This is a genomic window from Frankia sp. Allo2 (assembly GCF_000733325.1).
In the GTDB taxonomy this organism is placed as follows: domain Bacteria; phylum Actinomycetota; class Actinomycetes; order Frankiales; family Frankiaceae; genus Frankia; species Frankia casuarinae.
In genome coordinates, this window is record NZ_JPHT01000008.1 from 115,154 (window position 1) to 137,377 (window position 22,224).

A 22,224-nucleotide genomic window follows, 5' to 3' on the forward strand; every position below is an offset into this window, starting at 1 on the left:
GGACTGACGACGCGTCCGATGGGCCAGGTCGACGGAAACCCGATCTTCACCATCGACTTCGACTTCGTCGNTCATGAGCTGGTCGTCCAGCGCCTGGACGGCGAGAGGATCTCATTTCCCCTGGTCGCGCAGTCGGTAGCGTCGTTCTACCGCCGCACCTTCGACGCGCTGGCGGCGCTCGGCATCAAGATCCGCCTTGACCATCCGCATCCGTGCCGTCCTCCCGCTCGCGGCCCTCGAGCGCGGCCCGGACCGGCGGGCCGGCGTTCTCGACTTCGACGACAGCGCCTACCGGGCCGGGGCCTACCGGGCGGGTAGGGACATCGAGCGGTTCGCCTGCCCCCACGGCGTCACCGACCCTGTCCTCGCCTCCGGGCACTGACATCGACGGGCCACCCGGCAAGATCGGGGGGTGACCAGGTCCACGTCGGACGGGCGGCGAGGCATCTCATAGGTTCGCCGTATGCACAGCCTCACCCGGGACGAAGCCCTCGCCCGCGCCGGCCTGGTCCGCGTCGATGGCTACGAGATCGAGCTCGACCTGACCGCGGCTCGCACGTCGACGGAGTTCGGCTCGACGACCAGGGTGCGCTTCAGCCTCCGTCCCCCCACGGACGGCTCCCTCGCCACGGACGGCTCCCTCGCCACGGACGGCTCCCTCGCCACGGCCGGCTCGTCGGCGGACGGCGAACCGGCACCGGCGACGTTCGTCGAGCTCAAACCGGTATCCATCCAGCAACTGTGGCTCAACGGCCAGCCGCTGGACCCCTCCGCCGTCGACGGCAACCGGCTCCCCCTCGCGACGCTGCACGCGACGAACGAGCTCGTGGTGACGGCCACGATGAGGTACTCGAACACCGGCGAGGGGCTGCACCGGTTCACCGACCCGGAGGACGGCGAGGTCTACCTGTATGCGCAGACCTTCCTCGACGACGCCCAGCGGATGTTCGCCTGCTTCGACCAGCCCGATCTCAAGGCGCCGGTGCGCCTGAGCGTGGCCGCACCCCCCGACTGGACGGTGCGGGCGAACGGTGCCGGGAAGCAGGCCTCGCCGGGGCGGTGGGAGTTCACCGAGACGGCACCCCTGGCGACCTACTTCGTGACGGTGGTCGCGGGGCCGTACCACCTCGTCGAGGACTTCCACGACGGCATCCCGCTCGGGCTGCTCTGCCGCCGCTCACTCGCGCCGTACCTCGACGCCGACGCGGCGGAGATCTTCGGCGTCNCCCGGGCCTGCCTGGACCGCTACCACGAGCTGTTCGCGAGCCGGTACCCGTTCGGGACCTACGATCAGGCGTTCGTGCCCGAGTTCAATGCCGGCGCGATGGAAAACCCGGGGTGCGTGACCTTCCGGGACGAGTTCGTGTTCCGCTCGGCGGTGACCGAGGCCGAACGGGAGCTGCGTGCCGTCGTCATCGCCCACGAGATGGCCCACATGTGGTTCGGTGATCTGGTCACCATGCGCTGGTGGGACGACCTGTGGCTGAACGAGTCGTTCGCCGAGTACATGGGCTATCGGGTGACCGCCGAGGCGACGCGGTTCACCGGGGCGTGGACCAGCTTCGCCGTCGGTCGCAAGAGCTGGGGCTACGCCGCCGACCAGCGGCCGTCGACGCACCCGGTGGCCCCGGCCGACGTCCCCGACACCGCACTCGCCCTGCTGAACTTTGACGGCATCTCCTACGCCAAGGGAGCGTCGGCCCTGCGGCAGCTGGTCGCCTGGGTGGGCGACGGCGCCTTCCTGACCGGGCTGCGGACGTACTTCGCCCAGCACGCCTTCGCCAACGCGTCCCTGGCCGACCTGCTCGCCGCGCTGACCACGGCGAGCGGCCGGGACCTCGCCGGCTGGGCCGAGGTGTGGCTGCGCCACGCACAGGTCAACACGCTGCGCCCCGAGATCACGATCGGCTCCGACGGCCGCCTCGCCCAGGTCGCAGTGGTCCAGACGGCACCGCCGACGCACCCGACGCTGCGTCCGCACCGCATCGGCATCGGCGTCTACGGCCCGGCGGAGCAGACCGAGCCGATGGAGCCGACCAATCCGACGGAGCCGACCAATCCGACGGAGCCGACCGGGCCGATCGTGCTGCTCCGCCGGGTGGAGGTGGACATCGATCCGGCGGCGCCGGGCGGGCGCACCGGGATCGCGTCACTGGTCGGGAGCGAGGCGGGACGCCTGCTGCTGGTCAACGACGGCGACCTGACCTACGCCAAGATCCGTTTCGTCCCGGCCGACCTCGCCGCTTTGCCCACTGTCCTGCCGCGGACGGCCGATCCGCTTGCCAGGGCGATCATCTGGGCGGCCGCGGCCGACGCGACCCGGGACGCCGAATGGCCCGCCGCCGACTATCTGACGCTCGCCGCGGGTGCGCTGCCCCGGGAGACCGAGATCGCCGTCTTCGAGGACGCCCTGCGTTTCGCCCGGGCCACCGTGCTGAACCGCTATCTCGCGCCGTCGGCGCGACCGGCGGCGGCGCAGGCGCTCCACGCCGCCTGCGCGCGGGCCTTCGCGGCCGCAGCACCGGGAGGCGGTCATCAGCTCTCCGCCGCCCGCGGGGTCATCGGGTGTAGCGGACCGGCGCAGGCGGGAACGCTGGCGGCGTGGCTCGCCGGGACGGACGTGCCGGCCGGACTGGTCATCGACCCGGAACTACGCTGGACTCTGCTGCACCGGCTGGTCGTACTCGGGCGGGCCGGGGAGGGGGAGATCGCGGCCGAGAGCCGGCGTGATCGCAGCGCCCGGGCCGCCGAGCATGCGGCGCGGGCCCGCGCCGCCGTTGCCGATCCCGAGGCGAAAGCCCGGGCCTGGCGGATGATCGTGGACGACGACACGATGTCCGCCCGGCTGGTCGCCGCGACGGCCGAGGGTTTCTGGCAGCCCGAGCAGGCGGATCTCACCGACGGGTACGTCTCCCGCTACTTCGAGCAGATGCCGGCGATGGCGGCCCGGCGATCCCCGCACGCCGCCCGGCAGATCGCCACCCACGCCTATCCGCAGTTCGCCGTGTCCGTGGGGACGGTGCGGGAGGCGGACGCCCTGCTGGCCCGCGACCGTCTCGACCCGCTCCTGCGCCGCGTCGTCGTCGACGCGACCGACGAACTCCGCCGAGCGGTGCGGGCCCGTCTCCGCCCCTGACGCCGGGCCCGTCTCCGGCCCTGACGCCGGCCCTGCTCCAACCCACCCGTTATCCGGCCGGCGGCATCGTCATTCCACTGACGATGTCATCTCGCCGACGGCTCTGGACGCGCCCGCGCTCTTTCCGGCATAGTTCGCGCAGCAAGGGTGTCTCAGGGGACGGGGGGCGGTATGGCAGCCGGCACGGACCGGGCCGAACGGCAGACGAGTGCGGGTGCGGCATTAGGCGTTACTTTGTTGGTCGGTGCCGCCGTCGCGGTGTCGACCGGTGTGTACGCGAGGGTTCACGAACCGGCCGGGCGGCCGCTGTTCACCCTCGGTTTCTCTGGCATGCTGCCGATGAAGGCGTGGCTGACGACGGCCGCCGCCGTTCTGCTATTCGTTCAGCTGGCCACGGCACTGTGGATGTGGGGACGGCTGCCCGGCGCGGGCCCGGCGCCGAGCTGGGCCGGTCCGCTGCACCGATGGAGCGGGACGACCGCGTTCGTCCTCACCCTGCCGGTGGCCTTCCACTGCATCTGGGCGCTGGGCTTTGCCAGCGATGGCACCCGGGTGCTTCTCCACAGCCTCCTGGGTTGCGCCTTTTACGGGGCCTACGCGGCAAAGATGATCAGCCTACGGACTAGCGGGTTACCGGGGTGGGTACTGCCCGTCCTCGGCTCGACGGTTCTCGTTTCCCTGGTCGCAATCTGGTTGACGGCTTCACTGTGGTTTTTCACCCGGTCCGGTATTCCGCACGTCTGAACAGGATCCCGAGGAAAAAGTCATGACGCAGGAAGCACCGACGCGGCGCCTCGTGGTCCCCGGCATCGCGGTCACCGTCGCCGCGGGTGCCGTCGGGTATGTCGTCGCCAGCAGCAGCGACGCGGCCGATCCGAAACCACGGCAGGCAACCGCGGGCGGGACCCGCGCGGGTGGCGACGGTTCGGGCGCGGGTAACGGCGGTGGCCAGGCCGGCGGCGCGGCGCCCCTCGCCCGGGTCGACGAGGTGCCTGCCGACGGCGGTCTCATCCTCGGCGACGCCGGCCTGGTGCTCACGAGGAATGCCGCCGGCACGATCCAGGGTTTCTCCACCGTCTGCACCCATCAGGGCTGCTCGGTGAACGCGATCGCGAAGGGCCGCATCCTCTGCCCGTGCCACGGCAGCGCCTTCGACACCCGTACCGGGGAACCCGTCGCGGGGCCGGCGAAACAGCCGCTGCCGCCGGTCGCCGTCACCGTCCGCGACAACGCGATCTTCCCCGCCTGACCCCCGCGCCCCGATCGCCCGGATCTCGGCAGGAGCCGGATCCTCCCAGGAGGAGAAACAGTGGACCCGACAGGGCTGCGGATCACCGTCCCGTCCGGCCAGAGCGTGCTGTCCGCCGACCGCAGTCACGTCGTCGGCCGGGGCCGTGACTGCGATGTCGTNATCGCGGACGGCCGGGTGTCTCGGCGTCACGTCCTGCTGGAGCCCCGCGGCGATGCCGGGTGGCTCGCCCGGGACGTCAGTTCCAACGGCATCTGGGTGGACGGCGCCCGGACCGGCAGCATCGCCCTGAACGACGGCGAGGTGCAGGTGCACCTCGGCGCGGCGAACGGGCCGACGGTCGTCCTGGCCCCGGTCAGTCCCNCGCCGCGGCGCCCGCCCGCCGCGCCCGACGACCCGGACGTCGGGAATCTGGCGACCATGCTGGCCGGCCAGGGCGGCCAGGGCCGCATCGATCCCAGCCCCGTCCCGGCGGGGGCGGACTCCGCCCAGGTTCCGGCCCAGCGTCACGCCGGCCACTCGCCCGTGGCGAGCTGGCTGCGCGCTCTGCCCACCCTCGTGTGGCTCGCCGCGGTCGGCTTCACCCTCGGCGCGTTGCTCGCGCTGTCCTGAGCTCCGGCCGGCCCTCCGGCCGGCCAGGCACTCACCCATCGCGGCCAGGCACTCACCCATCGGTCGTGGACCCGGACGGCAAGCCCGTCCAGACCGGTAGGGGTGGCGTGGGGTAGCGGGGACGGCTGGGGTAGCGGGGACGGCTGGGGTAGCGGGGACGGCTGGGGTAGCGGGGACGGCTGGGGTAGCGGGGACGGCAGCGGGGACAGCAGGATGTGGCCACGAGCCGGAGCCGGGCCGCGGGCGGCTGTGGGCCGGATCCGGGCGGGTGGGCCTTGAGCACGACGTCACCGTGGCGCACGATCAGCCGTTCACCGTGGTGCGACAGCACGACGGGAGTCTCCCGGCCGCCCGGTCGGAGCCGGCGGGCGAGATCCGCCATGCCCGTCAGCAGAGCGGCGTGCGGGGCGGCGTCGCCAGTCAGCGTGGTCGTCACGAGGCCGATGCCTTCACCGCGTCGGCTTGCGTAGCCGCCAGATGCATTCGGAGGGCCAGCGGCGCGCCCATGCCTTGTCGCCGCGTTCGGGCTGGGCGGGTGCCGGTTCCTCGCTGTGACTGTCGGATGCCGGCGGTGCCGGGCGGGGNTCCAGAAGATCTTCGATGACGAGGTCGTTGTCCCGGAAGAGCCTGATCCAGGTGCCGTAGGGAAGGTTGGCGCTGACCAGGCCGTCGGCCTCGGCCAGCAAACGCAGCCCGAAGTAGTCGCGGGTCAGGCGACTGCCAGGGGCGTCCCGGCCCGGCGCCACGGTGATCTCGTAGATCGGGCTGACGTGGCTGAAGGCGAGCAGGCCGCCGGGGCGCAGCACGCGTGCGGCTTCCGGCACGGCCCGGAAGGGGTCCGCGAAGGAGAAGGCGCCGTGGTCGGCGAAGACGATGTCGAACGAGTCGTCGGCGAAGGGCACCGCCTCAGCACTCGCCTGGATCAGGGGGAAGGACAGCCCGGTCTCCGCGGCGAGCTGTCTGCTGTGGTGCAGCTGCCGTTCGGAGAGGTCCAAGCCGATCGGTCGGCCCCCCCGCCGGACCAGCGCGCTCGACCACTGGCCGCCCCCGCAGCCCATCTCCAGGATGTCCCGTCCGGTGACCTCACCGAGCACGCCGAGCCGTGATTCCGGAACGGCCCATAGCCCCCAGGAGATGTCGCCGGTGAACACCTGCCGGCGGATCTGCGGGGCGTTCAGTCGCTGGTAGTCGTCAGAGATCTCGTTCCAGCGGGCACGGTTGGTCCGTACGTGGGCAGCATTATTGATCATCCATCCCTCGTCCTTCTCCGGGTGGCCACGGACTGCGCGCCGATCGCGGTGCCGGGACAGGCCACCGCGGCACGACGGCCTGCCTGCCTCGACGAATCAGTCGGTCATCGTATGAGACCAGCAGGAGCGCTCCTGCGCTCGCCGTTGGCGAGGCACACGGCCGCTTCGACGAGGTCGCGGTCGTCCAGTCGCTCCCGCCGCTCACCATGGCGCCGGCCCGGGGGTCAAAATGTAGGCAAAGTAGCCGGACGAGTGATGGATGGGATGAGTACGGTGCGCCTGTCTCCCGGATGACGCCCTGGTGGTGGATGCGTCTGGACAGGCTGTGATGGAGCGTGCACCCTTGATCGCGTGGCGAGACAACGAAAAAGATCCAGTCGGTATTTTCGGCCGCCCGACGAGCGGCTCAGCCTAGGCCTGATGACCTGCTCGTCCTGCAACGGCACGCAGTATCAGACGCGCCCGCAGGCGGAATCGGACGAGGACGGTCTTTTCGACGGTGACGCCAACATCAAGTGTCGGGAATGCGGTGGAACCGGAAAGGTTCCCCTGCCATGAAGAAATCGATGCCCGTTCAGGCCGACTTCTTGTACCTGCGGTGTCCGGAACATCGGGGACGGCGTCCCCGCCAGGGGCTGAAGACGATGGCGCGGCCGGGGACACCGTGCCCGCGGTGTCGCATGGTCCGCGCCGCGGACCTCGAACGCGAGGGCTGTCCGGAGCTTCCTGCGGACGAGCCGGATGGCGGAGGGGGGACGCCGCCGTCACGCTGACAGGCGTCCCCCAGGTGATCTTCGATGCCGGGATAGGCCCTCGGCGGTAGGTCAGTCCTGGGGCTGGGCGACGACCACCGCCGTGCGGGTGCCGTCCTTGACCGTCGCGCCCACCCGGACCGTCGCCCCCGGGTGGAGGTCGGAGACCTTCGCGGCGTCCCCGTCGATCCGCAACCGGGTATCGGCGTTGATCACATAGGTGCCGACGTAGCCGNNNTCNCTNGTGNCCGTCNGGGNGGNGGGGCNCNCCGCGGNCNCCTNCCCGCGTTNCCCCGCCACTACCTGGAAGCCCTTGCCGGTTTTGACCGTTGCCTCACCGTGTACGCCGCCGCCGGCCCAGATGCCGCCATGGGGACGCAGCCCGTCGTGGGAACGCAGCCGGGCCTCGGCGAGTCGCGGATGGTCGCCCAGGAACGTGTGGTCGGCTGGGGTGGCTGCTGCGCTGGCAGTCCGGTCCGAGGCAGCGGATGCGGCTGTCCCGCCGAACCCGAGCCCGACCCCCAACCCGAGCCCAAGCAGACCCGCTGCGGCGACCCCAGCACCCCATCGTCCGGTCAGGAAGCTGCGCATCTGTGTCGTCCTTCCGCGTCGCGTCACTACGCCGCGAACCGGTCGTCGGCCCTGAGCGGCGGCGATCGGCCGGGCGCCGCGCGCCACGGCGGCACGCGGTCGGAGCCCACGATGCGACAGCGAGATGTGAGCAACATGCGAGCGTGGTGCGAACCACGTGGAAGGCCGGATCCGCGCTACGCGCTAGACCCGGGACGGTTGCCGGCTGTCCTCGCCCTTGCCCTCGCCCTTGGCCTGCGGCTGCATCGGCACGATCGTCCGGGCCCCCGTCCAGGACGGCGCCTCCTGACTCGCGTGCGGGGGCAGGGAGGGCGCGAAGTCCGTTCCGAGGCGTTGGACCGCGACCCGGGCGAAGATCTGCTGCTCGGTGACGGTACGTTCCGACCGGCCCCGGCCGATGAAGCTCACCGTCCAGTGAAGCAGGGTGGTCAGCCGGTGCTTGAACCCGATGATGTAGACGAGGTGCACGGCCAGCCAGACGAGCCAGGCGAAGAAGCCGCTGAACTGCACCTTGCCAATGCTCGCCACCGCGCTGAACCGCGAGATGGTGGCCATGCTGCCCTTGTCATGGTATTCGAACGGCCGGCCCGTCTGCTTNCCGGCGACCCAGGCCTGGATCTCCTTGGCGGCGTGCCGGCCGCCCTGGATCGCGACCTGCGCCACGCCGGGCAGCCGGTTGAGGCTCGCCATGTCCCCGATGACGAACACCTCCGGATGACCCGGCAGGGTCAGGTCGGGCAGCACCTCGATGCGGCCGGCGCGGTCGAGCCCCGCACCGGTCTGCTCGGCGAGCTGTCGGCCCAGCGGGCTCGCGGCAACGCCGGCGGCCCAGACCTTGCAGACCGAGTCGATGCGCCGGCGGGTGCCGTCGCTGTCCTCGACGTCGATGCCGGTCGCGTCGACATTGACGACCTTGGCGCCCAGCTGCACATCGACGCCGATCTTGGTCAGCTTGTCGGCCGCCTTCGCGCCGAGCCGCTCGCCGAACGGCGGCAGGACGGCGGGTGCGGCGTCCAGCAGGATGACTCGGGCCTTGGCGGGGTCGATGCTGCGGAAGTCCCGCCGCAGGGTCCGGCGCGAGAGTTCCGCGATCTGCCCGGCCATCTCCACGCCGGTGGGGCCCGCCCCGACGACGACAAAGGTCAGCAACCGCTCCACGTCCGCGGGATCGGTGGACGCCTCGGCGAGCTCGAACATCCCGAAGATCCGGCCGCGCAGCTCGAGCGCGTCGTCGATGCTCTTCATGCCCGGGGCGTGCGTGGCGAAATGGTCGTTGCCAAAGTACGACTGGCCCGCGCCCGCGGCGACGACGAGGCTGTCGTAGTGGTGCACGGTCGTGCGACCCAGCAACTGGGACGTGACCGTTCTTGCGTTCACGTCGATGGTGGTCACCTCGCCGAGGACGACCTGCGCGTTGTCCTGCCGGCTCAGTACCTCACGGGTGGTCGGGGCGATCTCGCCCTCGGACAGGATACCCGTCGCCACCTGGTAGAGCAGCGGCTGGAACAGATGGTGCGTCGTCTTCGCGACGAGAGTGACCTCGACCGGTGCTTTGCGGAGGGCCTGCGCGGTGAACAGACCTCCGAAGCCAGACCCGATGATCACTACTCGGTGCGGGGAGGTGCTTCGCTCCTCGAGCCGTTCCGGTTCGCCGGCCTGCCCTGTCTGGGCGCTGTCCGTGGTCACGATCCTTCTCCGCTCAGCCTCTTGACTCCGGCGGTGCCCCTTGGCGCCGCGAAGACCATATACCTGATGGTGCCGGCCCCCGGCTACTATTTTCCGCCGTATATCCGAGATGGGATCGTGTTTATCGTCACCTCCTGTCGCCGGATAGCATCGACGGGACATGTGGCATGCAACACAATTCGTGGGCGATTGATGCCTCGTCGAGTGATACGCCCAGTTCGGAGTGCGACCATGGGTGGGCACTGAAGATCGTGTCTGACCGGAAGGCGGCGGCGCAGGGCCGAACGGAAATACGGCGAACCGGCCCCGCGGACGCGGACGACCACCCGGTCCCTGGGCCCCGACGGCGGGGATCGGTCTGGCCAGAGCTATGATCATGTTTTCTTCGTGCGGTGGATTTGACCGAGTGCACTTTCCGGGGGTCCGGTTTAGCGCATCAGTCTATTCGGACACTGCTTTCACCACCTGCACCTTCATTCGGTGCTCGTTCTTTGACGTGACGTTCGCGTCCTGCACGTTCACGGGCAGCGTTCACGGGCAGCGTGTTCGGCGGATGCATCTTCGATCTCATGAAGATGGTCGGCGGGGATTAGTCCTTCGTGGGTCTGCCCCGAGCGGGCCCGGGGAGGATTGCGGACCCGGGGAGAATCTCAGTCCCGCAGCGGATCATGGGCAAAGGCCCGCATCCCCTCGGCGAAGTCGACCCGCGGCCGGTAGCCGAGAAGATCGCCTGCTCGGGCCGAGGAGGCTGCGATATGGCGGACGTCGCCGACCCGGGAGGTGCCGGTCACGACGGGCCTCGGACCGCCGAAGGCACGAGCCAGCGCGTCCGCCATGTCCCCGACGGTGTGGGGATCACCGGAGCCGATGTTGAGGGGAACCAGCCGGCCAGGTGCCTGCGGCTGGCCGGACGCCAGCAGGTTAGCCCGCGCGACGTCGTGGACGTGCACGAAATCCCTCAGCTGCCGGCCGTCCTCGAAGACCCGCGGGGCCCGCCCGTGTTCCAGCGCACTGCGGAAGATCGACGCGACGCCGGCGTAGGGGGTGTCCCGGGGCATCCGCGGACCGTAGACGTTGTGGTAGCGCAGTGCCACGGCGGTTCCGCCGGTTTCCGCCGCCCACGCCGCCGCGAGATGCTCCTGGGCGACCTTGGTCGCCGCGTACGCGTTGCGGGGATCCAGGGGGGCGTCCTCGTGGACCACGATGGGCGCGAGCGGCCGGTGGCACCGTGGGCACGGCGGCTCGAAACGGCCCGCGTCCAGCTCGGCGGCCTGCCGTGGTCCGGGGCGCACTGGTCCGTCCGTCGGGCAGCGGTAACCACCCTCGCCGTAGACCACCATGGAGCTCGCCAGGACCAGTCGCCCCACCCCGGCGCGGGCCATCGCCGCGAGCAGGACCGCGGTGCCGAGATCGTTGTTCGTGGCATACGCCGGAAGGTCGTCCAGATCAACCCCCAGACCCACCATGGCGGCCTGGTGGCATACGACATCGATCCCGCTCAGTGCCTCGGCGACCTGGTCCCGATCGGTCACGTCCCCAACGATCATCTCGGCGGCGTTGTTGACCTGGGGCTTCGTCCGGTGCACCGCCGGAAGCAGGGCGTCGAGGATCCTGACCTCGTCGCCCGCCGCGACCAGCGCGTCAACAACGTGAGAACCGATGAAGCCGGCGCCACCGGTGACGAGAACCCGCATGACGCTGACGCTAACGGTGCCGGGACGCGCCGGATCTTACGAACCACGGAACGTCTCCAGCCCGGCCCGGCCCGTGCCGTCGCAACCCCGGGCGGCGTCCGGACGTCAGGACGTGGGGAGCGCGACGACGAAGCGGCAGCCCTCCCGATGGTTGTGCACGGTGACGTCGCCCCCGTGCGCCTCGACGATGCCACGGACGATCGCGAGGCCGATCCCCGACCGCATCCGTGGCTGGTGCGGATGGTCGTCACCACCGGGGGTCCGGGCCGACTCGCCCCGGAATCCGAGGTCGAACACGCGGGGCAGCTCCTCCTGCGGGATGCCGCCGCACCGGTCCGCCACGGCGAAGACCGCCCGGTCGGCGTCCGCGGTAGCGGTGATCTCCACCGTTCCGTCGTCGGGGGTGTGCCTGATGGCGTTGACGAGGAGATTGGTCAGCACGCGCCCCACCTCGGCCGCGTCGGCGTCAACGTACCCGGCGTGGTCGGCCCNCCCGTTGACGACGACTCCCTTGGCCCGCGCGATCGGGTCCACCGCGGCGATCGCGTCCGAGACGACGTCGGCGACGCGCACCTTCTCCAGGCTCAGCCGCAGCGCACCGGCCTGCAGCCGGGCCAGTTCGAACAGGTCGTCGACCATGCCGGTCAGCCGCTCGGCGTCGGCGAGCATCAGCCGGTGGTAGCGGGCCGTCGTCTCGGCGTCCGTGACCAGGCCGTCCTGCAGGGCCTCGGCCGTCGCCCGGATTCCCGCGAGCGGGGTTCTCAGGTCATGACTGATCCAGGCCACCAGCTCGCGGCGACTTGCCTCCAGTGCCCGTTCCCGTTCCCGCGCCTCGACGAGGCGGACATGGGTCGCGTCCAGGGTCGTCGCCAGCGCGCCGAGCTCGGCGGTCGGAACACGGTCGGCGCCGTGATAGCCCGGCTCGCCCAGGGCCGCCGTCGCCCGGGTCAGCGTCCCGATCGCCGCCACGACCGGGCCACCCAGGCGCACCGCGGATGCCGACGCCACCACCGCCGACACGACCACCACGATGAGCACGACCCGCAAGTCATGATCGGAGAGGAACATTGCCTGTGCCGTGCCGGCGACCCCCACCGTCACCGCGACGACCGGTATCACGCTCAATGACGCTGCTGTCGCCCACAATGGCCGCCTCCGGAGCGCCCGCAGCAACGGCAGGCCGGTGAGCGCGGCCGCCGTCGAACAGCCGAGCGCGATCCCCATGACCTCCAGGTCGGCGTTCATCGGGGCCTCGCTCTCGCTCGCAGCCCGCCCGTGGGGTCGTCGTCCCGCCGCACCGCCTCGGGTCTCATCCTCGGTGTCGTCCCTCGTCCGGTGCCGCCACCTGTCCGGTGGGGGTGCTGTCGGGGCGCGGGGTGCTGTCGGGGCGCGGGGTGCTGTCGGGGCGCGGGGTGCCGGGATCGTAGCGGTACCCGACCCCCCACACCGTGACAAGCATCCGGGGCGCGGTCGGATCATCCTCGATCTTCTCCCGCAGTCGACGGATGTGCACGGTGACCGTCGAGGGGTCGCCATAGCTCCATCCCCACACGTGTTCGAGCAGCTCGCCCCGGGTGAAGGCCCGGCCGGGCCGGCGCAGCAGGAAGGCCAGCAGATCGAACTCGCGCACCGTCAGCCCGAGCGGAACCCCGTGCCGGGTGGCGGTCCGCGCGGCCGCGTCGACGACGAGGGTGCCGGCCCGCAGGACGCCGGCTTCCGCGCCCGGCACCGTCTCGTTCGCCCGCCGCAGCACCGACTGCACGCGCAGGGTCAGCTCCCGCGGCGAGAACGGCTTGGTCACGTAGTCGTCGGCGCCGATCTCCAGACCGGTGATGCGATCCGACTCGTCGGCACGTGCGGTCAGCATGATCACTGGTACCGGTCGGTGCGCCCGGAGCCGGCGGAACACCTCGATGCCATCGAGACCGGGCAGCATCAGGTCGAGGACGACGAGGTCCGGTGGGGTTGTCTCGGCCACCCGCAGGGCCGTGGGTCCGTCCGCGGCGCGGTCGACGTCGAAGCCGGCGTTGCGCAGGTAGCGGTCAACCACCTCGGAGACGAGGGCGTCGTCGTCAACGACGAGCACACGGGCCACCCAGCCACGATAGGTAAGGCGACGGCCGTCCCGGCCATGATCGGTTCGGATGTCTCCGCTTCGTAATGCTCCGCTTCGTCGTGCTCGTCGTGCTCGTCGTCGTGTCCGTGCCGAGCCGCCGGACGGGACCCGGGCATTCCTTGTTTCGTAAGGGTTGATCACGCGCGGACGGCACTACAGTCCCGATCATGTTCACGCAACGTAGTGGGATCGGGGCCTCCGTCGACGTCGTCCTGCCCTGCCTGGACGAGGCCGGGGCGTTACCTTGGGTGTTGGACCGGATGCCCGTCGACTATCGGCCGATCGTCGCGGACAACGGATCGCGCGACGGCTCCCGCCAGGTGGCGCTGGAACGCGGGGCGGTCGTCGTTGACGTGCCCGAGCGCGGCTACGGCGCCGCCGTGCACGCCGGGCTGCTCGCTGCGGACGCCGACGTGGTCGGCGTGTGCGACGCGGACGCATCCCTCGACCCCGCCGAGCTTCCCGGTCTCGTCACGCAGTTGCTGGCCGGCCGGGCCGATCTGGTTCTCGGTCGCCGTCGCCCGACCTCGATGCGGGCCTGGCCGCCGCACGCCCGACTCGGGAACGCGGTGGTCGCCGGGCGGCTGCGCCGGCACGGCGTTCCCGTCCATGATCTGGGCCCGATGCGGGTGGCCCGCCGGGAGGACCTGCTCCGACTGCCCGTCGCCGACCGCCGGTTCGGCTATCCGCTGGAACTGCTGCTGCGGGCGGCCCAGGCCGGTTGGCGGATAGTCGAGACCGACGTGGCCTACACCCCTCGGGTCGGGCGCTCCAAGGTGACCGGGACACCGCTCGGCGCCGCCCGGACGGCCCGGGACATGTCCGCCCTGTTGGCGAGCCTCCGGTGAGGCTGCTCGTGATGGCGAAGGAGCCGGTACCTGGGCGGGTCAAGACCCGCCTCACGCCGCCCCTGCGCCCGGACCAGGCGGCGGCCGTCGCGGCGGCCGCGCTCGCGGACACGCTGGCCGCGGTTGAGGAGCTGACTCGCCTGCCCGGGTTCGACGCACTGCGCCCGGTCCTCGTCCTCGACGGCGCGGTCGGCCCATGGCTGGAGACCTCGTTCGCACGAATCCCGGCCGGACGAACCCCGGGCGGACGAACCCCGGGCGGACGAATCGCGATCGAAGTGATGCCGCAGGTGTCGGGGCCGTTCGACGTCCGGCTCGCCGCCGCCTTCGACGCCGGCACCGAGCCGACCCTGCTCATCGGGATGGACACTCCCCAGGTGACCGCAGCCCTGCTCGCCNCCGCCTGCCACGCGCTGCACGCGACCGACGCGGTGTTCGGTCCCGCCGCGGACGGGGGATGGTGGGCACTCGGCCTGACCNCCCCCGACGGCGATCTTCTCCGTGGCGTGCCGACCTCGCGCCCGGACACCGGCGCACGGCAGCGGGCCCGCCTGTCCGAAGCCGGCCTGACGGTCACAACCCTGCCGACGGTGCGTGACGTCGACACCATGGCCGACGCCGACGCGGTCGCCCGGCTCGCGCCCGGTGGACGCTTCGCCGCGGCGCTGCGCGCCACGCACGGGGATCGCATCGCCGCCGGCCGGGCCACCGCGTGTTGACCGGCGTCCCCGACGGCCGGTGGGGACCGACGACCGTCTACGAGGCGGGACTGCGCTCCGCCGGTGGACAGCTGTGGATGCGCCGTCCCGACGGGCGACGCGACCCGCTGCCGGTGAACCGCTGGCGTGGCACCCTGTCCCCGGCGGCGTCGACCCCGCCCACCTGGTCCACCTGGTCCACCGGGGCGCTGTCCCCCGGGGATCTGTCGTTGTTGCGTCACTGCGGCGGCCCGACCCTCGACGTCGGCTGCGGGCCCGGCCGGCTCGCGGCCGCGCTCGCGGCCCGCGGGGTGCCGGCCCTCGGCATCGACGTCGCGCCGTTCGCGGTGCACCTTACCCGGCGGGCCGGTGTGCCGGCACTACGGCGGGACGTGTTCGGCCGGGTGCCTGCCGAGGGACGATGGGTCGCGCTGCTGCTTGCCGACGGAAACATCGGCATCGGCGGCGACCCGACCCGGTTGTTGCGCCGGGCCGGGGAACTCCTCGCCCCCTCCGGCCGGGTGCTCGTCGAACTCGAACCGCCGGGCACCCAGACCGGTCCGATGCGGGTCCGGCTGGAGGACGCGACCGGCCGGGTGTCGCGGCCCTTCTCCTGGTGCCTGGTGGACGGGGACGATCTGACCGGCATCGCGCCGGACGCCGGACNGCTGATCACCCGGACCTGGTGCGACGCCGGTCGGCACTTCGCCGCGCTGCGCCGGCGTCTCCCGACTGGATGATTCCCCGCCGGGCGCGGACCGCCCGACTCACCATGAGGGCCGCCGCGCCGGCCCAGACCACTGCGAGAACGAGCGCGAGGTTGCGTCCGTACGGCAGCGGGTTCACCGTCGGGTTCCCAGGGTCCCCGCCGTAGCCACGCCACAGCGGTAGCGACGACAGGGCGACCGCCGCACTCACCAGCAGTGCGCCCTGTGCGACGGACCGGTAGGGCGGTGGGACCAACCGGGTGAGCAGGAAGCCGACGAGCATCGTCGCGGGCACGAGCAACGCGTCATGGACCAGGACCCCGCCGATCAGCCAGACCACGGTGTTCGGCGGCCGGGTGGCCTGCTGGTGGGTGAGCACGCCGTCGACCCCGTAACCGATCGCGGCCAGCCCGGCCGCCACCGCGACACCGCGCAGCACGACGGCGTTCATACCATCACCACCCGATGTACCCATTTCGTCTGGAGGACCCCGGGCCGGTTCGGCGCGATGAGCCGGGCCGGATAACCGTGATCGAGGTCGAGGTCGGCGCCGTTCACTCCGGTCGCGAGCAGGGTCAACGAGTCCCGGGCGTGCGAGGGGTTGACGTCGCTTGCCCGGTAGCCCCCGCGGGCCTCGAGGGACTCGACCCGGACCGTCGCGTCGGCGGGGATCATGGCGGCGTCCAGTAGATCCCGCAGCCGCGGCCCGTGCCAGGTGGCGTCCGCGGCCCATCCCTCGACGCAGGTGATCGGCAGCTTCGAGCTGTACCGACGCAGCGCGTGCAGCTCCTCGATGGTGTACACCACCCGGCGCGGACCGACCACCTCCAGCCGGTACCCGGGGTCACGGGCGAGGGAGGTGACCCGCGCGGCTCGCGCCGTGCGGTTCACCGGGAGCCCCTGCGGGCCGATGTCGGGCCGCCGCGGCGCGAGCAGGTCCAGCCGGGCCAGGCCCGGAACCGACTGACCGGCGGTCGTCGCCACGATCACCCCNGCGGCGGTCCCCGTCGCGAGGCCGAGGCCGCGCCGCGTCAGACCGCCCGTCCCCGGGGCGGCGCCGGCCATGGTGGTGGTGGCCATGGTGGTGGTGGCCATGGTGGTGGTGGCCATGGTGGCGGCGGCCAGGTGCGCGCGCTCATGGCGGCGACGGCCCACATTCGCCCGGATGACGGTGAGCTTCGCGACGATGTGGAGGACCAGCGCGCCGATCGTGATCCAGGCGACCCAGTAATGGGTCACGGTGAAGAAGAAGTGGAACCGGTACCACTGCGCGATGTTCGCGATGCCCGTGCTGAGCTGGAAGATCGCCCCTGCGATCAACGGCACGATCGTCATCCGCTCCACCGCATGGGCGACGGAACGGATCGGGGGCCATTCCCACAACAGCGGATACACCGTCCACAGCTTCGCCAGCAGCAGTGGGACGCTCGCGAGTCCGGTGGTCACGTGCAGGCCCTGGGTCACCCGGTACAGCCAGGCGGGTCGGGAAGGCCATTCCAGCCAGGACGGCGGATGCTGCATGAAATGCGATACCAGCCCGGTCAGAAAGCATGTTCCGAAGGCGATCCCGAGCCAGACTCCGAGGAGAGCCGCCATCCGTGGATCGTGCAGCCGACTGGGGAATGCGTTTTCGCGCAGGGGGCCGCGCCGCAGGACCGGGGGTGGTTCCGGCAGCTTTTCGGTCAGCAGACGAGGTAACCGGCGGGGCAACCAGCGGGGCAACTGTCGCACGAATGCACGGTAGGTCGCCGGGACCACTCGCGACCGAGGACCGGCATTACGGAACGAGGAAGGCCCGGCGCGGTGTTCCCGCGCCGGCGCTGCGCCTGCCAGTCTCGGGACCATGCCCAGAACCCGCGCCGCGCCACGCCTCAGGCCCGCCCTGGCCCTGGTCGGGGCGGGTGTCGGGCTCGCGGGTCTGCTCGCGACGCAGTGCGCCGTCCTTGCGGCGCCGGGATACCTGCCTGGCCGGGCAGGGGTGCTCTACCCCGTCATGCTCTGGTGGGCGCTCGGTGTCGCCACGGCCGCGCTGCTGGTACACGCGGCCCCGCGCCGGTTGGCCGTCGCCATGCTGCTCGGCGGAATCGTCGCCATCCACGCCGTAGCGGCCACCACCGGCCCGCAGCTCTCCGACGACCTGTACCGCTACGCCTGGGACGGTCGGGTCCAGGCCGCCGGGATCGACCCCTACCGGTACGGCCCGCTCGCTCCGGAACTGGCCCGGCTGCGCGATCGCTGGCTGTTCCCGGATCCGGCCGGATGCGCGGCGATCGGGCGCGGCCCGCACTGCATCCGGCTGAACTACCCGCGCGCCCACACCATCTACCCGCCGGTGGCGCAGGCGTACTTCACCGCCGTTCATGTCCTGCCGGGGCCGCCACGCGAACACAAACTCCAGCTCTACGCCTCGCTGATGTCCCTGGCGCTGGTCGGGCTGATGATGCGGATGCTGGTGGCGCGAGGCCGCGATCCGCGCCACGCGGCCTTCTATGCGTTCTCGCCGCTCGCCGGCCTGGAGATCGGTTCCGATGCGCACGTCGACGTCCTCGGGGCCGTGCTGGCGCTCAGCGCTCTGGCGGTCCTCACCGCCCGGTCCCGCCCGCTGCGGACGGGGGTTGCCGGGGCGCTGCTCGGCGGCGCGGTAGCGGTGAAGCTGTACCCGGCGTTGCTGCTGCCCGCGGCGGCCCGGCGCCGGCCCGTCACGCTCGTCGGAGCCGCCGCCGGGGTGGTCGTGCTGTCCTACCTGCCGCACATCCTCGCCGTCGGCACACAGGCGCTGGGCTTCCTCCCGCAGTACCTCGACGTCGAGGGCTACGGGGAGGGCAGCCGCTTTCTCCTGCTCGCCGGGCTGCTGCACCTGGACGGATCCGCAGCGAAGGCGGCAGCGGCCACCCTGCTGGCGGCGGTCACGGTCGCCGTGCTGCGGACCGATCCACAGCGGGTTCCCGTCGAACGGGCCGCGCTGTGGCTGGTCGGTGCCGCGTTCCTTGTCGCGACCCCGGTCCAGCCCTGGTACGGGGTGCTGCTGGCGGCGCTCGCCGTCATCGCCGGGCGGCTGGAATGGCTCGCCGTCGCCGCGGCCGCGCACCCCGTCTACGTCTCGCTGTTCACGGATCTGCCCGGTGACGCGTGGACTTTGCGGGTGTATTCCTACGCCGTCGGTGGTGGCGTCGTGCTCGCCGCGACCGGTCTGCGCCGGTGGACCGGCCGACGGCTGGCGGTCGACGAGCGCGCTGCCGCACCCGCGGCCCGATCCGTCGTCGAACCCCGGCCCGAGTCGTCACCGGGCGCAGGGACTGAAGGGCAGGTGAGGGTGTAATGGCGGGCTCGTTGACGAGGCCGGCGAGTACGAGGCCCTGCTCAGAGCTTGGTCGGCGCGGGNGTGGGNCGCTTGGGNTCCCGCCACGCCACGATCAGGGACTGGATTGAGAAGGCCCTTCCCTGAAGACGACGAGCCCTCGGCCCCCGCGCCGTTTACTCTTGGAGTTCGGCGGCTCTGCGCAGGAGTTGCTGGGCGACGTCCCGATGCTCCGCGCCACTGTCCTCGGCGATGACCGCGACCGCCAAGGCCGCGAAGCGCAGCATGCCGACCCGGGGTCCGGGCGGATCCGGTATCTGTCGGACACACACCGCTGATCAACTTACGCTGCATCGCTTTCGGGCAGGCTTGCAGCTCTGCCGAAGGCTTCCTTGATCTCGGCCTCCACCTCCCCGTGGATATCGGAAGCGTTGGTTTCGGTCTCGGGGTAGCAGCGGCGTCTGAAGTCCGCCCAGACCTCGAGATTGTCGGTCGTCACTTTGAAGGACATCCTGCTTTCGTCGCCGCCGACATCCTTGGCCCGCTGGCTCGAGATTGCGAGATTGTCGGTTTTATTGCCAATTGTAAACATTTGCACGATCCAGCCAGGGTCGTACTCGTGGAAGGTGCCGTAGATATCGACCTTCGAGTCCCCGATGAAACGGAGGCGCCAACGCCCACCAGGTCTGGGGTCCCAGAACATGATCCTGACCTGCGTCTCAGGCGGCGAAATCCATTGCACGTACAGCTCAGGATCCGTTCGGATACGGTGCAGCTGCCTTAGGGGNAACGGGAATTCTCGGACAACTACGAATTCTCCCGGGGCCGGGTTAGCTGTCCTTATGATCTCTCCGGTGATATCGTTGTTCTTGGATCTGAGGCGAGAGTTGTAAAATTCCTCGATCCACTGGGCCGCTGGGCCGAGCGCATCCTCTTCGAGACGTACCGGGCTGCGGTGGCCACCTCCAGGGCGGCGGATCAAGCCGGCTTCCTGAAGCACCTTGAGGTGCCTGGAGACCGCCTGGAGGCTTATCCCATACGGCTTGNCGAGCTCACCGACTGTGGCGTCATTTTCGACAAGTCGCTCGACCATGTTACGACGGGTCGCGTCTGCAAGAGCCGCGAAAATTTTGGAATATTCAGTCATAATCGTACCCAATCAACAACATTATCAAAATTTCTCAATCAAGATCAATCGGGCGTCTCGGCCTGCGAATAATACATATTCAGATGTAACTGGCCAGAGGTGCCGCTTGATTGACAGTGACGGATGGTTGCGCGGCGGCGGTGAGGGCTGGGCTGTTTTCGGGCAGCGACGGGCGGCCCGTGGTGAGACGAGCGAGGGCGTCGAGCGCGCCGAGGCCGTTCTTGCGGGCTGTCGAAGATAGCTGTGCAGAGCACAGAAGTGGCGGATCCCAGCGAGCGAGCGCAGACGGCCAGAGATCTTCTGTCTCAGTTTTGACCATGCGAATTATCCGGGCGGCCTCAAGAGGTCGGTGCATCGACAGCTATAGATGTTAGCATATCATCGAGGCAACTGGCGGTGGTTTGTTGTGATGGGCAGTTCGTGATCTGTGATCTACGGGGGTAGGTAGAGGCAGAGCTGGTGTCCGGCGGCGAGCGTGTCGATCAGTTCGCGGGGTGTGGGGCATCGGGGCGGTGTGCCAGGACGGACCGGGTGCGGGCTGTCGCCGGCTGGGCTGGGTGCGGGCGGCTTGGCGGGGGTGTCGTGCCAGCACAGGCTGAACGCGCAGTTCACCAGGGTCCAGTGGCGGGCGATCGCNGNGGNGGNGCGGNCCTGGNAGTCGGCCCAGCCCAGTTCGTGTTTGACCTGCTTGTAGTCCGGTTCGACCCAGCCGCGGGCGGCCCGCGGTGAGACGAGCCGCCCTACGACGAGTCCTCGGCCCCCGCGCCGTTTACTCTTGGAGTTCGGCGGCTCTGCGCAGGAGTTGCTGGGGGGTGCGTCTTTTTGAGAGGTTGGTGATTCCGGGTCATNCCGGTCGTGCAGGGTGGAGTCCGAGGTCGGGGATGCTGGCGGGGTCGTAGCGGGCGAGGTGGTGCTCGGTGAGGTAGCGCTGCTTGTAGTAGGTCAGGTAGGTGTTGAGGTCGCCGTTGATGACGACGGCGCGGAGCTTGAGGATGTCCTCGGCGCCGTCGGGGGACCAGCGGGCGCCGGTCAGGCCGAACCGGTCTTCGATGATGTGGCGGCAGGCGCCCTCGATGAGGCCGGTGGCGATCGGCCAGCCGTTGGCGAGGGCTTGGTCGTAGCGCATGTGCTGGTGGTTGTTGGTCAGGTAGGTCACGGCCCGGTCGACGTCGGCGAGGTCCTGGTCGCGGGTGCGCGGGTTGTTCCGCCGCTTCGCGGCGAGCGAGGCGAGGGTGGCGGCGACCGGCTTGGCGCGGCCGTGCAGGAGGCGCAGTAGTTGCCCGTCGCCCCAGTCGCTGACCTCGGTGGGGGTCTTCCCGCGGTTGAGCTGGACGGGCGGCCTTGCGGACGTATTCGGCGGCGTGGATGTAGTCGATGATGACCGGGACGGTCAGGCCGCGGGTGCGCGCGTGCTCGCCGATGGCGGTGATCTGCTGCCTGTTGCCGTCGACGAGGAAGATCCGCTGGTGCAGGTGCAGGGGGTCGCGCCAGTCGGCCTCGTCGAACGCCCGGCCGATCACGGCGGGGATGTCGTCGGTGATCGACGCGGAGACCCACGTGTCGCGCGCGGTGGGTCCGGGGCGTTCAGCGCGGCGGGCGGGTGGGGCGGCGATGTCCTCGGGTTGGCGGACGGCGGGAGTGAAGGTCGTGACGGCGACGATCTCGGCCATCTTCTTGATCCCGGGATGGGTGGCGTCGCTCCTGGCGGTGGTGCGGTGCTCGGGGCGCAGCGCGATGCCCTTGCCGTCGGCCTGCGTCATCAGCACGTCGCCGGCGGCGAGGTCGCCCGCGGTGGCGGCACGCAGGTCGTAGAAGTCGCTGACCCAGCGGGCCAGGTCGTGGGCGAGCTGGGCGAGTTGGGCGCGCCCGATGGTGACCCCGGTCCTCGCGGTGATGACCTGCTGGGCCTGCCCGTAGCCGCTGGTCCCGAGGTGGAAGGCCGCCAGGGCGCGGATCCCCAGCGAGTAGGCGTCGTCGGCGAGCGCCCAGCGGGCGTCGGCCGGGTAGAGGTTCGCCTCGCGCCGGTTGCGGTAGGCGAGCCGGGACGCCCGGACCGGGCCGAAGACGCTGATCACGCCCCGGTCGTGGCTCTTCTCGACGCCGCCGTGGCGGATCCCGGCCGCGGACACCAGGTGGCTGACGCGCTGTTCGCGGGCGGCGTCGAGGGCGAACGTGGTCTCCAGCAGCGTGCGCAGCAGTTCGCGGCCGTCCGTCTCGAGCGTCTTCTCCCGGTCGCCGTGATCCAGGGCGGCGGCGCCGTCGACCGCCCAGCCGATCAGCGAGGAGCACCGCTCGATCGGACCCGCGAGCAGAGCGGCGGTCTCGGGGTCCAGCGGGACCCTGCCGCCGTCCTCACCGACGCGCTCCACCGTCACCGCAACCGCCACCGCAGGGCCTCCGTGACCTGTCTGGGACAAGGGCACCAACGTCGCCCATGATC

Annotated in this window: 20 protein-coding genes and 1 pseudogene; 11 read left to right on the plus strand and 10 right to left on the minus strand. The window is 70.9% G+C overall.

The features are described from left to right. Positions 1-18: 18 nt before the first annotated feature. From ALLO2_RS27035 to ALLO2_RS08400, 6 genes and pseudogenes are all read left to right on the plus strand, one after another. Positions 19-156: pseudogene (locus ALLO2_RS27035) on the plus strand (DUF5996 family protein); the annotation flags it as partial. Positions 157-196: 40 nt separating this feature from the next. Further along, positions 197-382: a hypothetical protein gene (locus ALLO2_RS08380; RefSeq protein ID WP_035730953.1), complete on the plus strand. Its 186-nt coding sequence runs from the start codon at positions 197-199 to the stop codon at positions 380-382. 81 nt (positions 383-463) lie between these two features. Further along, a complete protein-coding gene (pepN, locus tag ALLO2_RS08385) occupies positions 464-3,136 on the plus strand; it encodes an aminopeptidase N (RefSeq protein WP_035730954.1) in 2,673 nt (890 codons plus the stop codon). A 171-nt stretch (positions 3,137-3,307) separates the two neighbouring features. Then, a complete protein-coding gene (locus ALLO2_RS08390; RefSeq protein WP_011435421.1) occupies positions 3,308-3,880 on the plus strand; it encodes a DUF6529 family protein in 573 nt (190 codons plus the stop codon). Positions 3,881-3,902: 22 nt separating this feature from the next. Next, positions 3,903-4,385 carry a Rieske (2Fe-2S) protein gene (locus tag ALLO2_RS08395; protein ID WP_011435422.1) on the plus strand — a complete coding sequence of 161 codons (483 nt, stop codon included), beginning with the start codon at positions 3,903-3,905 and terminating at the stop codon, positions 4,383-4,385. 60 nt (positions 4,386-4,445) lie between these two features. Then, positions 4,446-4,997 (plus strand): FHA domain-containing protein, encoded by a 552-nt coding sequence (locus ALLO2_RS08400; RefSeq protein WP_035730957.1) that lies wholly within the window; start codon positions 4,446-4,448, stop codon positions 4,995-4,997. 52 nt (positions 4,998-5,049) lie between these two features. Here ALLO2_RS08400 and ALLO2_RS08405 read toward each other — a convergent pair whose 3' ends face one another. The 7 genes from ALLO2_RS08405 to ALLO2_RS08435 form a co-directional block, all read right to left on the minus strand. Next, on the minus strand, positions 5,050-5,433 hold the full coding sequence (locus ALLO2_RS08405) for a hypothetical protein (protein WP_023841305.1): 384 nt from the start codon (positions 5,431-5,433) through the stop codon (positions 5,050-5,052). Positions 5,434-5,446: 13 nt separating this feature from the next. Continuing rightward, positions 5,447-6,247 (minus strand): class I SAM-dependent methyltransferase, encoded by an 801-nt coding sequence (locus ALLO2_RS08410; protein WP_035730959.1) that lies wholly within the window; start codon positions 6,245-6,247, stop codon positions 5,447-5,449. An 824-nt stretch (positions 6,248-7,071) separates the two neighbouring features. Further along, positions 7,072-7,590, minus strand: a complete 519-nt coding sequence (locus tag ALLO2_RS08415; protein WP_035730961.1) for a hypothetical protein — start codon at positions 7,588-7,590, stop codon at positions 7,072-7,074. A gap of 183 nt (positions 7,591-7,773) precedes the next feature. Next, the gene (locus ALLO2_RS08420) at positions 7,774-9,276 is read right to left on the minus strand and encodes an NAD(P)/FAD-dependent oxidoreductase (protein ID WP_011435427.1); all 1,503 of its coding nucleotides are present in this window, start codon (positions 9,274-9,276) and stop codon (positions 7,774-7,776) included. Between the two features lie 650 nt (positions 9,277-9,926). Then, positions 9,927-10,970 (minus strand): SDR family NAD(P)-dependent oxidoreductase, encoded by a 1,044-nt coding sequence (locus ALLO2_RS08425; protein WP_011435428.1) that lies wholly within the window; start codon positions 10,968-10,970, stop codon positions 9,927-9,929. Between the two features lie 105 nt (positions 10,971-11,075). Continuing rightward, complete coding sequence (locus ALLO2_RS08430) at positions 11,076-12,215, minus strand: sensor histidine kinase KdpD (RefSeq protein ID WP_035730963.1); 1,140 nt, start codon at positions 12,213-12,215, stop codon at positions 11,076-11,078. A 64-nt stretch (positions 12,216-12,279) separates the two neighbouring features. Further along, on the minus strand, positions 12,280-13,056 hold the full coding sequence (locus ALLO2_RS08435; RefSeq protein WP_023841304.1) for a response regulator: 777 nt from the start codon (positions 13,054-13,056) through the stop codon (positions 12,280-12,282). 197 nt (positions 13,057-13,253) lie between these two features. Between ALLO2_RS08435 and ALLO2_RS08440 the strand changes: the two genes are divergently transcribed. The 3 genes from ALLO2_RS08440 to ALLO2_RS08450 all read left to right on the plus strand — a co-directional run bounded on the left by ALLO2_RS08440 (position 13,254) and on the right by ALLO2_RS08450 (position 15,372). Continuing rightward, positions 13,254-13,934 (plus strand): glycosyltransferase family 2 protein, encoded by a 681-nt coding sequence (locus ALLO2_RS08440; RefSeq protein WP_011435431.1) that lies wholly within the window; start codon positions 13,254-13,256, stop codon positions 13,932-13,934. An 11-nt stretch (positions 13,935-13,945) separates the two neighbouring features. Beyond that, positions 13,946-14,653 carry a DUF2064 domain-containing protein gene (locus ALLO2_RS08445; protein ID WP_035731031.1) on the plus strand — a complete coding sequence of 236 codons (708 nt, stop codon included), beginning with the start codon at positions 13,946-13,948 and terminating at the stop codon, positions 14,651-14,653. Next, positions 14,647-15,372 (plus strand): methyltransferase domain-containing protein, encoded by a 726-nt coding sequence (locus tag ALLO2_RS08450; RefSeq protein ID WP_035730967.1) that lies wholly within the window; start codon positions 14,647-14,649, stop codon positions 15,370-15,372. Before ALLO2_RS08445 ends, ALLO2_RS08450 begins: the two co-directional genes overlap by 7 nt. Here the strand turns inward: ALLO2_RS08450 and ALLO2_RS08455 are convergent. Further along, entirely contained in the window at positions 15,305-15,790 is a 486-nt protein-coding gene (locus ALLO2_RS08455; protein WP_023841302.1) for a hypothetical protein, read from the minus strand. The two genes, ALLO2_RS08450 and ALLO2_RS08455, sit on opposite strands and share 68 nt — an antisense overlap. Then, entirely contained in the window at positions 15,787-17,070 is a 1,284-nt protein-coding gene (locus ALLO2_RS08460) for a molybdopterin-dependent oxidoreductase (RefSeq protein ID WP_035731035.1), read from the minus strand. The genes ALLO2_RS08455 and ALLO2_RS08460 overlap by 4 nt, the downstream gene beginning before the upstream one ends. 112 nt (positions 17,071-17,182) lie before the next feature. Here ALLO2_RS08460 and ALLO2_RS08465 point away from each other — a divergent pair, with 112 nt between their 5' ends. Beyond that, a complete protein-coding gene (locus tag ALLO2_RS08465; RefSeq protein WP_011435436.1) occupies positions 17,183-18,658 on the plus strand; it encodes a glycosyltransferase 87 family protein in 1,476 nt (491 codons plus the stop codon). A gap of 322 nt (positions 18,659-18,980) precedes the next feature. Here ALLO2_RS08465 and ALLO2_RS24160 read toward each other — a convergent pair whose 3' ends face one another. Continuing rightward, complete coding sequence (locus tag ALLO2_RS24160; RefSeq protein WP_084588379.1) at positions 18,981-19,784, minus strand: metalloregulator ArsR/SmtB family transcription factor; 804 nt, start codon at positions 19,782-19,784, stop codon at positions 18,981-18,983. Positions 19,785-20,974: 1,190 nt separating this feature from the next. Between ALLO2_RS24160 and ALLO2_RS08480 the strand changes: the two genes are divergently transcribed. Continuing rightward, positions 20,975-22,222, plus strand: a complete 1,248-nt coding sequence (locus ALLO2_RS08480; protein WP_131728922.1) for a hypothetical protein — start codon at positions 20,975-20,977, stop codon at positions 22,220-22,222. Positions 22,223-22,224 lie beyond the last annotated feature (2 nt).

Excerpts from the sequence above, each read along its gene's own strand:
- ALLO2_RS08390 (WP_011435421.1), top strand. The coding sequence starts at position 3,308 with ATGGCAGCCGGCACGGACCGGGCCGAACGGCAGACGAGTGCGGGTGCG.
- ALLO2_RS08395 (WP_011435422.1), top strand. The coding sequence starts at position 3,903 with ATGACGCAGGAAGCACCGACGCGGCGCCTCGTGGTCCCCGGCATCGCG.
- ALLO2_RS08425 (WP_011435428.1), bottom strand. The coding sequence starts at position 10,970 with ATGCGGGTTCTCGTCACCGGTGGCGCCGGCTTCATCGGTTCTCACGTT.
- ALLO2_RS08440 (WP_011435431.1), top strand. The coding sequence starts at position 13,254 with ATGTTCACGCAACGTAGTGGGATCGGGGCCTCCGTCGACGTCGTCCTG.
- ALLO2_RS08455 (WP_023841302.1), bottom strand. The coding sequence starts at position 15,790 with ATGAACGCCGTCGTGCTGCGCGGTGTCGCGGTGGCGGCCGGGCTGGCC.
- ALLO2_RS08465 (WP_011435436.1), top strand. The coding sequence starts at position 17,183 with ATGCCCAGAACCCGCGCCGCGCCACGCCTCAGGCCCGCCCTGGCCCTG.